The sequence below is a fragment of the Cohnella sp. WQ 127256 genome (assembly GCF_024519285.1).
GTDB lineage: Bacteria > Bacillota > Bacilli > Paenibacillales > Paenibacillaceae > Cohnella.
In genome coordinates this window covers 125,109-139,149 of the sequence record NZ_JAMZCY010000011.1, presented here as the reverse complement: position 1 = coordinate 139,149, position 14,041 = coordinate 125,109, and the positions used below count along the sequence as shown (strand labels likewise).

The following is a 14,041-nucleotide window of genomic DNA, read 5'->3' as shown; positions in this document are numbered from 1 at the left end:
TCCTTGTTCTTTACGTTTAGGGTATGTCATAGTAAAGATCATCAATGTTCGGAGCGAGGGGACCGCATGCAGTCTATTCAGTCATTTATCCAATCTTTGCGGTTTAAGCTGCTTATCGGTATTTCTATCGTCGTCATTCCGCTCGTCGCGATTCTTATTTTCAACAATATGTATTCCATTGACGTCGTTCGTAACCAAGTTGCGCAATCTAACAAAAACTTGCTTTCATTGTATATGCAGCAAATCGATCGCAATTTGGTAGAAGCGGACAACTATTTGTCGAATCTATCTTTGCAAAATACGGACCTACCATTATTGGAAAAAGAGAAGGATATCGATTCCTTTCAATATACGAAAGCAATTCTCCGATTGTTCAACCAGATTAATATAGACATTGAATACTATAAAACGATGGATAATTTCTTTATCTATTCGGCCGTAAACGATGAGTTGATTATGACGCCAAGCGCGGAGAGCAGCTTTGATAAACGCGAAGCTGAGAAAAACGGCATTCTGTCCCTTCTTAGCGAATATAGCGGATCTAAGAGTAAGTCGGATAACATGAGATGGCATGTGAAGAAGATCGATCAAGACTATTACTTATACCGCATCGTCAAAGTCGGGAACGAATATGTCGGAGCATGGGTAAATGCGAAAAAATTAATGGTGCCGCTAGAATACATCGATCTGGGAAGCACGGGAGCCGCGCTGCTTGTCACGAACGATTGGCAACCGATGAACAATGACGACTTAATCCTAAGAGAGAATGTCCAGCTAAGGACCGATCAGGCATCGTATTATTTGACGGGGAACCGCAATCAGTACTTGACGATGTCCGAGGCTTCCTCCAAGGGAGAATTCGGACTTGTCGTCCTCATCGCCGATCATACGATTCTGGAAAGGCTTCCGGATCTTAAGTGGCTAATTGCCGTCATATCTGGAGTAGCAATCGCTTTCTTAGCTGTTTTCCTCCTATTCATGAGAAAGGAATTTCTCAGTCCAATCAATCGGATCATCTTTGCGATGCGAAAGCTGAAGGACGGGAACATAAATCCGATCGCGAATGTGTCGGGAACGTCGTCCGAATTCCAAATCATGAATCAATCCTTCAATAGCATGATGCAGGAAATTCAGGATCTAAAAATCCATGTATACGAAGAAAAGCTGAACTTGCAGAAGGCCGAGCTTAAGCAGCTGCAGCTGCAAATCAATCCGCATTTTTTTCTAAACTCACTAAATATGATCTATAACTTAGCGATGTCGAAAAACTTTGAAGTCATACAGGAAATGGCCAAGTGTTTGGTCCATTATTTCCGATTTATGTTTAGAAGCAAAGCCGACTTCCTGAAACTGCATGACGAGATAAGTCATACCCGCAATTATCTTCGCATTCAGCAGCTTCGGTTTCCTGAAGGATTGACCTATAAAGTCGACTGCCCAGAACGATGGAGAAACTGCGCGGTTCCTCCATTAATCGTGCAATCATTGGTTGAAAATGCGATAAAACATTCTGTCACGATGGATGAGACAATTGCAATCTCCGTAGAAGTGACGGAAAGTCCAGAAGAGGGCTGGATTGACATTCGGATTGCCGATACAGGCAATGGGTTCTCGGAGGAGGTGCTGGATTCGCTTCGTAAAGGGGATCTTGTAAGCGAAGACGATGAAAAAATCGGCATATGGAATCTGACGAGAAGAATGAGTCTCCTGTACGATCGGGACGATCTCGTACACTTCTCGAACGATGCCGATGGAGGAGCCGTCGTACATATTCACGTTCCCATTCATTATTTGCCGGAAGGAGTCTAAACGTATGTATGAAGTGTTGATCGTCGATGATGAAGCCCATGCCGTTCTCGGCGTACAAACCGGTGTGAAATGGGAGCGGTTTCCCGTATCTCGTATTCACGTTGCTTACAATATCCGGCAAGCGAAGGAAATCATCGAGGCTTCTCCGATCCAGCTTATGATATGCGATATTGAGATGCCGCAAGGAACAGGTTTGGATTTGTTGAATTGGGTGAAAGCGCAACAGTTGCAGATCGAGACGATCTTCCTGACTTGCCATGCGGATTTTTCTTATGCACAGAAAGCGTTAAGCTTGGGCAGCTTCCACTATTTGTTGAAACCTGTGGACTTTGGTGAGCTGGAAAGCTCGCTTGAGAAAGCTTTGGATAAAATTCATAAGGAAAGACAATTGGAGAGCTTCGAAAATACGCATAAGCACTATCTCCGCTTGTGGGAATCACGTAAGCCCATGGTGATGGAAACGTTCTGGCGGGATTTAATTCGTGAAGTCATCCCCTCTTCTCCCGAGCATATCAGTCCTATGTTTCAAAAATATGATATTTCTCTCGAAGCTTCAACGAAGTTTCTCCCTGTCTATATTCGAGTGCAAACCTGGCACCAACCCTTTACTACGCGGGATGAACGAATTCTCGAGTATGCCCTTCAGAATGCAGCGCAAGAGTTTCTAGTCGGAGAAAACGCCGATGCTCTCGTAATCTCGCTGGATAACCACAAATTGCTGTCCATTTTACCGCAAACAGGCAAAAATACGAATTCCGAAGACGAGTTGTTTGAAATATTCAAGAAATTTATCTCATATTGCAATCATTATTTCTATTGCGATGTGAATTGCTTCATTGGAAATGAAGTGTTCGCCCATGAGATGCGTAATTCCGTTAGCAAGCTGAAAAATATCGACGAAAACTACATCGCAGAAGCAAACAAAGTATTTGTGATCGCACGGATGAAGAGAAGCCACTCACCGATCCAGCTTCCTCCCGTCCGCGATTGGTCAGATTTGTTGAAGCAGGGAGCCAAAGATCGGTTGATCGTAAAATTAAAGGAATACTTGGATAAGGTTCGCCACGAACTGAACACCGGCGGCGCGCAATGGATGGAATTCTTTTATCAGGATTTTATCCAAATGATCTTTTTCGTTCTTCACGTCAAAGGGCTGCAAGCCCATCAAGTCTTCTCGCAAAGTTTGTTAACGGATAGACCGACTGCGGCCTTTCGCTCCTTAAAGGCGATGGAAGAATGGCTTGTATACGTCACAGAAGTAACCGCCAATTATATCAGTTCATCGGAGCAAAACGAATCCATCGTTCAGAAAGTCATGAAGTACGTTCATGAAAATATCGAACAACAGCACTTATCGCGGGACGATATCGCCCAGTATGTGTACCTTAATCCGGATTACTTGACGAGGGTGTTCAAAAAAGAAACAGGACTATCGATCACCGATTTTCTCCAGCAGCAAAAAATCGAATACGCGAAACGTCTGCTGATCCAAACCGACTTGACGGTCAACGAGGTGGCCATGACGGTGGGCTATTCGAATCTATCGTATTTCTCTACGTTATTCAAAAAAATCGCCTTCATGAATCCAGCAGATTTCCGGAAACAATATAAAGGCAATTTTGCTTGAACGATCTAAGCCGATGAGGAATAATCCAATAATTTAGAAGGAAGGTACTAAAATGAAGGAATATAAAGACTGTCGGAACCCCGTGTTGCCAGCAAATCTATACATCCCCGATCCGGAGGCGCACGTTATGCCGGATGGAAGAGTATATGTATATGGATCTTGGGATCAAGAGGACAATATATACTGTAGTAAAGAGTACCGTGTATTCTCATCTGGCAATATGGTGGACTGGACAGATCATGGATTATCCTTCGATGCCAGTAGAGTTCCTTGGGTATATGATAACAATGCGCCCAAATATCCAGGTGTGGATTGGTCAAAGCCGACTCCTTTTCTAAAAAAAATGATTGAGAAAGACACAAAGGATGGAAAGTTAGAGTTTCCTAAATTCCCGGATGACTTTCTGTTCGCACCAGATGCCATAAGTAAGAATGGCAAATATTATTTGTATTTTTGCACGGCAAGCTCCACTGAGGGGGTAGCCATTGCCGATCATCCAGAGGGCCCATTCGATCATTCGGTTCAATTACCGTGCGGGGGAATCGATCCGGCAGTTTTTATCGATGACGATGGACAGGCCTATTATTACTGGGGACAGTTCTATGCGCATGCTGCAAAATTGAAGGATAATATGGTGGAGTTTGAAGAAGGATCTATCGTAAATAACATTGTAACCGAAGAAGATCACTTTTTTCACGAAGGCAGTTCACTGAGAAAACGCGGAGATACTTACTATTTTGTTTACTCAAGCATGGTCCGCGGCAAACCTACGTCTCTGGCATATGCAACGAGTAAGTCACCCATAGGACCGTTTCTTTATCGAGGGGTTATCGTTGATAATGACGGATGCGATCCGCAAAGCTGGAATAACCATGGTTCTATTGAAGAGGTTAACGGTCAGTGGTATGTCTTCTATCATCGAAGCTCGCAGAACAAACAGCAGAAACGCAGACTTTGCATCGAACCGATTTTCTTTCATGAGGATGGTACCATTCAAGAAGTTCCAATGACCTCACAAGGTGCCGGCAGACCCTTTGTAATTAATGAAAGAATTGAAGCTTTTCGAGCTTGCCAGCTCTCAGGAAGTGTATACAGTGCCCCTTCAACAGATGGTTATGAAGTTTTAACTGGCATCCAAGACGGGGATCAAGCTGCTTATCGCTATGTGGAGTGGGAAGGGCCTGTAAATGAGGTCTGTATAGAAGCCCTGGGCAGTGGTGAAATACATATTATTCTAGACGATGAAGAAGAAGCAACGGGAATTGTCGTCATGGAGGATGGGCAAATCATTTCGTCCTCATTTGCAGGGTCACTAGGTAAGCATGAAGTGAAATTACGCTTTAGTAAGGTTTATCATTTGGAAATTCAAGCATTAAGCTTTAGATAGTGGTGTAGAGGTAGGGATTAAAAAAGAAGCCTTTCTTTATTCAAATGGTTGCTCGGAGCTGCCATATGACCAAAGGATGGTTTCTTTTTTTGCGTCTTTAACGAAGTCGGAAAAACGTTATGAACAGGTCGCCAAACCTGGTAGCGGACGAAGTCTTACGTTTCTTACAATAGAACTATCAGATCAGAAATGAGGAGCCGTCATGAAGCAGCACAATTTTCGAACAAGCTTAAGAAGACTGAAACGTTACCAGATGCTCTTTCTTTTGATGGTACCGGGAATGGCGTATCTTATCATTAACAATTATATCCCCATGATCGGAATCTTGATTGCGTTCAAAGATTACGGAAGCGCCACATGGTTGTTTGGCGGAGATTGGGTCGGCTTTAAAAATTTCGAATTTTTGTTCAAAACGTCTGATGCCTGGGTCATTACGCGAAATACGCTGCTTTACAACGGAGCGTTTATCGTTCTGAATACCGTCTTGGGTATTGCCTTTGCGATTTTTTTGAACGAAGTGAGACATCGTTTTTTCTCGCGTTTTTATCAAGGTGTTATTTTAATGCCTTTCTTGATTTCAATGGTCATCGTGGCATACATTGTCATGGCCTTTCTGAACGTAGAGAACGGATATCTGAACAAGCATATATTGCCCATGCTCGGAATGGAAACGATTAACTGGTACGGAGAGCCGAAATATTGGCCGTATATCTTAATGATCGTGAACACGTGGAAATCGATCGGTTATGGCTCGGTACTGTTTCTAGCCGCCATTATTGGAATCGATTCGGAGTATTACGAGGCGGCGGTACTCGACGGAGCGACCAAATGGCAGCAAATTCGGAAAATAACAATACCGCTCATTATGCCTACAATTACGATTCTGACGATATTGTCCGTTGGACGAATTTTCTACTCCGATTTCGGATTGTTCTACCAAGTGCCATTGAATTCAGGTCCGCTGCAGCCGACTACGGACGTTATCGACACCTACGTCTACCGTAGCTTGATTACGCTTGGAGATGTCGGAATGTCCTCCGCCGCAGGGCTTTATCAGTCAGTGGTCGGATTAGTGCTTGTTCTGTTCACCAACTACATCGTTCGTAAAAAAGATAAAGATCAGGCGATATTCTGACAGAGGAGGCAACGCAGTGAAATCGAACCAAATGAACCAGAAGGTTCTCCATCTTCTTTTTATCCTTATGACATGCGCAAGCCTTGTTCCGCTTCTACTCGTATTCTCGGCATCATTTACGGATGAAAAAAGTCTCGTCACGAACGGCTACACGTTCTGGCCGTCCGAATGGAGTCTAGGCGCCTATCGATATTTGTTTCACTCGTCAACGTCCATTTTGCATTCCTATAGCATTTCATTGTTCGTTACGATAGTCGGAACAGCAGTGGGCGTGCTCATTTCCTCCATGCTGGCATATCCGTTGTCCCGCAAGGATATGCCGCTTAGAAACTTATTTTCGTTTCTCGTATTTTTCACGATGCTGTTTAACGGTGGATTGGTTACCACCTATCTCGTATATACGAATTTGTTGGAAATCAAGAACACGATTTGGGCGCTTATGATCCCGGGGTTGCTTACGAATGGCTTCTTCATTCTCATCTTCCGGACCTTCTTTACGATGGGAATCCCGAAGGAAGTCGTAGAATCAGCTTATATGGATGGCGCATCGGAAGTGAAAATCTTTTTTCGGATTGTTCTGCCTTTGTCATTGCCGGTCATTGCAACTATCGGCCTTATGCAATCTATCAATTATTGGAATGATTGGTTCAACGGATTGATCTACGTAACGAAGCCGAATTTGTTTACTCTCCAGAACTTGCTGAATCGGATGATGAGTGATATCCAGTTTCTACAGACGACGAATCTGGGCACGAGCTCGGCGCTCAGCGGCATCCAGTTCCCAACCGGAACATTAAGAATGGCGATGGCTGTCGTCGGGCTTCTTCCGATTATGCTCGCGTATCCCTTTTTCCAGCGTTATCTCGTGAAGGGGCTTACGCTCGGGGCAGTGAAAGGTTGAGCGGAAAATCAAAACGAAAAATGAGGGATTTCTGTGACTTGTCGAGTAACCGAACTTTCTTGTGAGACCAGATCGATCTGGAGGTGGTCATCCCCCCTAATACGACGGCGGAAGTGATTCTATCCGGCGCGATCGTCGAGTCGATTTGGCAATCTTAAGAGGCTGCCGGACGTGCAAATGTCCGAGGGAAATTTAATCGCTATAATAGAAGAGCTTAACCGATAGTCAATTCACTTGGGAGGTTATTAATATGAAATCATTATTTCCAGATCAATTTATGTGGGGCTCCGCTACGGCAGCTCACCAGGTAGAGGGTAATAACCTAAATTCCGACGTTTGGGTGGAGGAACACGCTGAGGGTTCTCCGTATAAGGACAAGTCCGGAGACGCTATCGATCATTACCAGCGTTACCGGGAAGATATTGCGCTGCTAGCAGGAATGGGTCTGAATACGTACCGTTTCTCCATTGAATGGGCTAGGGTGGAGCCAGAACCCGGTGATTATTCCTATGCGGTAATCGAACACTATCGGGATGTGCTGAAAGCATGTTATGAGCATGGGCTGACTCCTGTCGTTACTTTACATCATTTTACGTCCCCACGCTGGTTAATGAGGTTTGGTGGTTGGGCAAGCTCTGAAACCCCTGCTCGGTTTGCAAATTATTGCAAGTTCGTATTCGAGGAGATAGGAGAATTGATCCCGTACGTTCAGACAATGAACGAAGTGAACTTGCCAGTCCTGCTCAAGGGACTATTTACTAAGATGAATATCGTTCCTCCTGTCGGTATAGATGCCAGCTATTGGACAGCTCCGAAGTGGAGAGAAGTGTCGGCTGAGCAGTGTGGCACTACGATGGACCGATATTTCACGTTCCATATGGCTTCGGATGACAATTCCATTCGTATCGTGAACGAAGCGCATATCCTGGCACGCGCAGCGATCAAAGCGATCCGTCCAGATGCGAAGGTAGGCCTTTCCATGGCGCTGTCAGACATGCAGTCGATTCCCGGAGGAGAAGAGAACGCACAAGAGGCATGGGATGCGATCTTCCAACCTTACTTAGCGGCGATTCAAGAGGATGACTTTTTCGGACTACAGAACTATACGAGAGAAGTGTACGGTGCTGAAGGACAACTTCCTCCAGCTATGGATGCGGAGTTAACGCAGATGGGTTACGAATATTATCCGGAGGCGCTAGAGAATGTCATTCGCAGAGTTGCTAGTGTATTGAAGCTTCCAATTCTTATTTCCGAGAATGGAATAGCTACGGACAATGATGCTCGGCGAATCGAATTTATTAGAAGCGCGCTAAGCGGAGTACAGTCTTGTATCGCGGATGGGATCGATATTCGGGGTTATCTGTATTGGTCAGCTTTCGACAACTTCGAATGGCAATTCGGCTACTCTAAAACATTCGGAATCATTGGTGTTAACCGCGCAACTCAGGAAAGAACGATTAAAGAGAGCGGTAACTTTCTTGGAAGAATCGCAAAGAACAATGAGATAGATTTAACGATTTCATAGGATAAATATCTCTGCGAGGAGTGTTGGCAATGACGGTTTTTTTATCTGATTTTCTATGGGGAGCAGCCAGTTCAGCTCATCAAGTAGAGGGCAATAATATCAATAGTGATGTATGGGTGCAGGAACATATTAAGGGGACGTTTCATCCGATTCCGTCCGGTGATGCGGTTGATCATTACCACCGATATCGAGAGGACATTGCTATGATGGCGGAGCTGGGGTTAAAAACCTACAGATTCTCTATCGAGTGGGCAAGAATCGAACCCGAATACGGACATTTCTCCCTAGCGGAGTTGGCTCATTACCGCGATGTACTGGAAGTCTGTCATCATTTTGGGATTACTCCGATGGTTACGATGCATCATTTCAGCTCCCCTCGGTGGCTAATGCGTTTCGGTGGATGGTTAGGGGAGGAAACTCCGAAGCTGTTTGCGCAATATTGCCAAACTGTCTTCGAATATATGGGAGAGCTGATTCCTTACGTATCCACAATGAACGAGGTAAATTTACCGCTGCTGTTGAGCAGATTCGGGGCTCTAAGGGAAGAAACGGAAATTCCCGAATGGAAGAAGGAGGCCGCTGCTCTGTGCGGTGCAAAACCGGAGCAATTCGTCCCTTTTCTGACCGGATATAAAGCTGAGCACATTGGCATTATGATGGAAGCTCATCGGTTGGGAAGGCAAGCGATCAAAAAGATTCGTCCTGACACACAGATAGGACTCACTCTAGCCCTCCCCGATTTTCAAGCAATTGCAGGTGGAGAAGAATTAGCGGAAACGCTTTGGCAGGAGCATCTATTCCAGTTTGCAGACCACATCCGAGAAGATGATTATATCGGTTTGCAAAATTATGGTCGTGAGATATGCGGCCCTGAAGGCATCATCCCATGGGACAAACGCAAGGAACCTGAGCAACCGGAGGCTGAAATGTATCCGGAAGGTGTAGCCGGTGTAATCCGCAAAGCGGCTAAGCTTGGTATTCCGATCATTATCACGGAGAACGGGTATATCACGACGGACGATGAGCTTCGTGTCGAGTTTATTCAAAGGGTGGTTAAGGGGATCAAAGCTTGCGTGCAGGACGGAATTGACGTTAGGGGATACATCGTGTGGTCCTTGTTCGATTCCTATGAGTGGCATGTGGGCTATACCAGCGAGATGGGTCTTGTTGCAGTTGACCGGAAAACGCAGCAGAGAACGCCCAAGGGAAGTGCTAGAATACTGGGAAAGATCGCGAAAAATAACGGCTAATGATCGGCTGCCTGGAGCATAATTGCTCCAGGCAGCCCTATTTTATTTTGAAATACAAAGAACTTCCTATGCCTAAAATAAATCTTGACAGACAAGGATGAAGTTGTATACATTTGTATACAACGAGCTGTATACAAATGTATACACAGTAAAAGAGGAGGAAATAAGATGCGCGACGGACATGAACATAAAGGCAGGCACGGTCATAGAGACCATTCGGAACACCGAGGTCATGGGCATTTTAAAAAAGAGGGTATGAAGGAGTTTTCGGATCAGCATCCCAAAAGCGCACAAACGTTTCGCCGCGGCAGGGCTCTTGCTTTCTTGGATAAGCTTATTGTAAATCGTTCGACTTTGCAGCGGCAGATCAATGAGCCGGAATTCGAATCTATCAAACAAGTCATTAGCGGTGAATTAAAAGCAACAGAAGCAATCATGGAAGAGTTTATCCATATGTTTCAGCTTCATGAGATCATTTCAGAAGATAATAAAAACGAGGGGAATGATCCAAAAGATGAAAATCCTTGACGTTATTAAAACCCGTAGAAATTAAGGAGGAAGTGATAGCACTTGAAGCCTAACGGCATATTGAAACCTTACTTCCGTGATACATGGCACATCTATCTCTCATCGATTACATTGCATGCGGTCGCAAGCATCGTATTCGCATACTTCCCGAAGGTGCTGGGTGACTTCACGGATCGACTCCAGAACGGACATTTGGTAACGCACGATGTCGTGCGCTATAGTCTGTTACTTCTAGTGATTGGTGTAGGGCACGCTCTAATTGGGGGATACGGTCAATATCTCATCATGTATGTCGGCCGATTGTTTGAACATGTAACTCGTCGGAAATTATTTTCGCACTTCTCGGGGCTAAGCGAGCACTATTATTCAAGAAACGGTGCGGGTAAGATGCTAAGTTACTTTATGAATGACGTAACTGGCGTAAGGGAATCGATCTCCATGGGCGCTAATCAGATGACGATGGCGACGATGCTTTTATTTTCTTGTATAGGCGCTATGGTTCTGAGTGATATCCCGTTCTACCTAATCGCAGCATCTGTAGGGCCATTGTTCCTGATTCCCTGGATTGTGACGCGTTTCGGTCCGGCTATTCGTGAACGATCGCTAAAGGTACAGGAGGCGCTGGGTGCAATGACTGAGTCAGCCGAGGAGCAATTCGGCGGGATACGGGTCACGAAGAAATTTGCGGTCGAGTCAATCATGATCGAGCGATTCGGTTCCGATATCGACCGGATACGTGACAATCAGCTATCGCTTGTTCGGATGTCCTCGCTCTTCCAGGCACTCGTGCCGTTTCTAGGATCAATATCCTTGATCATGGCGTTGGCGCTCGGCGGTTACCTGACCACTACTGGACGAATCACGCTCGGCAATTTCGTCGCGCTAACGCTTTACATACGAATGCTAATGACTCCGTTACAACAGATCGGTAATGTCATTAATACCGTACAGCGATCACGCGCATCGTTGCAACGATTGAACGAATTAGTTGCTGTTCAGCCGGACATCGTTGAAGCCGAAGATGCTGTAACGGTAGAGCTTGACCAAGCAGCAGTATGCATACAAGGGCTGACTTTTTCATACCCAGAAGCCTCTCAACCTGCTTTGCAGCAGATCGATCTGGTCATCGAGCCTGGTATGACTCTTGGTATCGTTGGACGTACAGGCAGCGGCAAGACAACGCTTGTCAAGTTACTATTGCGAACGTATGAATCGCCAGAAGGGTCAATCCAGATCGGTGGAACGGACATCCGCACGATTACACTTGAGAGCTTGCGCAGCCAGATCGGCTATGTTCCACAGGACGGCTTCCTCTTCAGCACGACGATTCGAGAGAACATCGCCTTCGCCAAACGGCAAGCCGGACAGGAAGAGATCGAAATGGCTGCTAAGCAAGCTCAGATCTACGACAATATCATCGCGTTCCCTGATCGTTTCGAGACGAAGCTGGGAGAGAGGGGCGTCACCTTGTCTGGGGGACAACGCCAGCGAACAAGTCTGGCGCGTGGCCTCATCAAGCAGGCTCCGATCTTGATTCTGGATGATAGCGTTAGCGCCGTAGATGCAGTTACCGAGACTGAGATTTTAAAGACAATTCAGGAAGAGCGATGTGGCAAGACTACCATTATCATTGCGCACCGAATTAGTGCCTTGAAGCACGCAGACCTCATCATTGTCATGGATGGCGGGCGAATCGTCCAGCGCGGTAAGCATGAAGAACTGCTCGCGGAGACGGGACAGTACGCCGTGCTTCATGCGATTCAAGAGGAGGGAAGTCAGCATGCCCAATCCCAATAGCAATAGCAATCGGAATTTGGAACAGAAGGCGGGACTTGGCAAGCAGCCTAAGCCCCAATATCGATCGGCATTTCGGATCCTGAGTTCCTATGTGAAACCCCATCGAATTACCTTTGCCTTGGTCGTGATTTGTACAATTATCGCTAGTGTGTCTGAGCTGTTTCAACCTTACTTGGTCAAAGTCGCCATCGATGACAATCTGATGGCAGGTAAGAATGAATTTGGCGGTATTCTTGTGATCTGCATGATCTACTTCGGACTGTCGTTAACCGGATTATTGTTCACATACCTGCAGAACAATTTACTACAATACGCTGGACAAAGTATCGTGGCAAAGATACGAAAGCAGCTATTCGAGCATATTACGAAGCTCTCCATGTCTTATTTCGACAAGAAGCCGATCGGCAGTCTGATCACACATATCTCTAGTGATACCGAAGCAGTAAACCAATTTTTCAACCAAGTGCTGCTCACGCTGCTCCGCGATGGCTTAATGTTAATTTCCATCCTTGTCATTATGTTTCAGCTCGATGCAACGCTTGGCATGTATTGTCTTGTGTTGCTTCCAATCATTGCAGTTATAGCGATCTCGTTCCGTTCCTTCATGCGCAATACTTACCAGATGGCACGTACCCGACTGTCTCGTCTCATTGCGTTCGTAGCTGAGAATCTGTCGGGAATGAACCTGATTCAGGTATTCCAACAGCAGAAGGCACAGACGGAGCAATTCAAGGAACGGAATGATGCGTATTATAAGGCTAATATTCGTGAGATCCGTACACTCGTCCTATTTAATCGTTCGTTCGATCTTTTGAGTAGCCTTACGATCGCGTTCGTGATAGGGGTTGGTGGCAAGGCTGTACTAGGTCAAACGCTCGAATTCGGTGTCCTCTATGCGTTCATTACGTATATTCGCCAGTTCTTCCAGCCGATTAATGCCATCACGCAGCAATGGAACATGCTGCAATCCGCTACCGTCGCTGTGAATCGAATCTGGGGAGTATTAGATATTCGGCCAGATGTCATGGATAATCCGCAGCCTCTCCGAATAAATTCGGAATCCGTGCATGGTCGTATAGATTTCAACCATATTACGTTTAGCTATGAAAGCGGCTCGCCGATCTTTCGCGGACTTGATCTGCATATCCACTCAGGAGAGATGATCGGCATCGTCGGTACAACTGGGGCAGGTAAAAGCTCTCTTGTTAGTCTGCTTTGCCGGTTCTATGACGTGCAGGAGGGTAGCATCCTCATCGATGGCAATGATATTCGTGATTTGTCGCAGGCCCAACTGCATCGAATCGTCGGTTTGGTCCAGCAAGAGCCCTATCTATATGCGGGTAGCATCATTGACAATGTCCGGATGTTCGACAAGACCATTTCCCGCGAAGCAGTCATTCAAGCATGCGAATTCGTAGGCGCAGGTTCACTGGTAAGACGTATGAAGGACGGCTACGATACGAGATTGTCCGAGCACGGAAGTAGTTTGTCGGCAGGTGAGCGACAGCTGTTGTCCTTTGCACGTATCATCGTCTTCCGTCCGAGGATTCTCATTCTGGACGAAGCGACCGCAAATCTGGATTCCCAGACGGAGCAGTTAATTCAGCAAGCGTTGCAGGTTGTGTCCGAAGGGCGAACAACGATCATCATCGCACATCGCTTGTCGACCATTATGCAAGCCGATCGAATTATTGTCCTGCGTCTTGGTGAGATTCTTGAAGCGGGGACACATAAGGAGCTGCTAGAGATGAAAGGCTTTTACGAGGAGCTGTATCATCATTCGCAAGGTAAAACGAAAAAGCAGGGAGTTCAGACTACTCCTAAAGGGTTGATTGGTATTGTATAATGTGAATGTTAAGTTACGGTTACTAGATCTTACTAGATAACAGGCCTCTTAAATAGCAATAGAAAGAAAATGCCAATTTTATATTGGCGTTTTCTTTCTATTGCTATGTTATCGTAACAATTTCAGACGAGTTGATCGTTCTAGAGAATTGAATAAAATGTAAAAATAGAACGATTTGATGTTTTTATTCGTGCGGAATGCTACATATTTGCGCATTTTGTTTACTTCCATTATAT

Annotated in this window: 10 protein-coding genes; all 10 read left to right on the top strand. The window is 45.6% G+C overall.

The features are described from left to right. The first annotated feature begins 66 nt into the window (after nucleotides 1–66). Nucleotides 67–1,809 carry a sensor histidine kinase gene (locus tag M1K58_RS26680; RefSeq protein WP_256761944.1) on the top strand — a complete coding sequence of 581 codons (1,743 nt, stop codon included), beginning with the start codon at nucleotides 67–69 and terminating at the stop codon, nucleotides 1,807–1,809. Between the two features lie 4 nt (nucleotides 1,810–1,813). Continuing rightward, on the top strand, nucleotides 1,814–3,436 hold the full coding sequence (locus M1K58_RS26675) for a response regulator transcription factor (protein WP_256761943.1): 1,623 nt from the start codon (nucleotides 1,814–1,816) through the stop codon (nucleotides 3,434–3,436). 52 nt (nucleotides 3,437–3,488) lie between these two features. Then, nucleotides 3,489–4,823 carry a family 43 glycosylhydrolase gene (locus tag M1K58_RS26670; protein WP_256761942.1) on the top strand — a complete coding sequence of 445 codons (1,335 nt, stop codon included), beginning with the start codon at nucleotides 3,489–3,491 and terminating at the stop codon, nucleotides 4,821–4,823. 202 nt (nucleotides 4,824–5,025) lie between these two features. Further along, nucleotides 5,026–5,958 (top strand): ABC transporter permease, encoded by a 933-nt coding sequence (locus M1K58_RS26665; protein ID WP_256761941.1) that lies wholly within the window; start codon nucleotides 5,026–5,028, stop codon nucleotides 5,956–5,958. Between the two features lie 16 nt (nucleotides 5,959–5,974). Then, entirely contained in the window at nucleotides 5,975–6,859 is an 885-nt protein-coding gene (locus M1K58_RS26660; protein WP_256761940.1) for a carbohydrate ABC transporter permease, read from the top strand. A gap of 250 nt (nucleotides 6,860–7,109) precedes the next feature. Next, nucleotides 7,110–8,384 (top strand): glycoside hydrolase family 1 protein, encoded by a 1,275-nt coding sequence (locus tag M1K58_RS26655; protein WP_256761939.1) that lies wholly within the window; start codon nucleotides 7,110–7,112, stop codon nucleotides 8,382–8,384. A gap of 29 nt (nucleotides 8,385–8,413) precedes the next feature. Then, a complete protein-coding gene (locus tag M1K58_RS26650) occupies nucleotides 8,414–9,634 on the top strand; it encodes a glycoside hydrolase family 1 protein (RefSeq protein WP_256761938.1) in 1,221 nt (406 codons plus the stop codon). A gap of 168 nt (nucleotides 9,635–9,802) precedes the next feature. After that, the gene (locus M1K58_RS26645) at nucleotides 9,803–10,162 is read left to right on the top strand and encodes a hypothetical protein (protein ID WP_256761937.1); all 360 of its coding nucleotides are present in this window, start codon (nucleotides 9,803–9,805) and stop codon (nucleotides 10,160–10,162) included. 42 nt (nucleotides 10,163–10,204) lie between these two features. Next, a complete protein-coding gene (locus M1K58_RS26640; protein ID WP_256761936.1) occupies nucleotides 10,205–11,959 on the top strand; it encodes an ABC transporter ATP-binding protein in 1,755 nt (584 codons plus the stop codon). Beyond that, nucleotides 11,943–13,805: an ABC transporter ATP-binding protein gene (locus tag M1K58_RS26635; protein ID WP_256761935.1), complete on the top strand. Its 1,863-nt coding sequence runs from the start codon at nucleotides 11,943–11,945 to the stop codon at nucleotides 13,803–13,805. The genes M1K58_RS26640 and M1K58_RS26635 overlap by 17 nt, the downstream gene beginning before the upstream one ends. Nucleotides 13,806–14,041 lie beyond the last annotated feature (236 nt).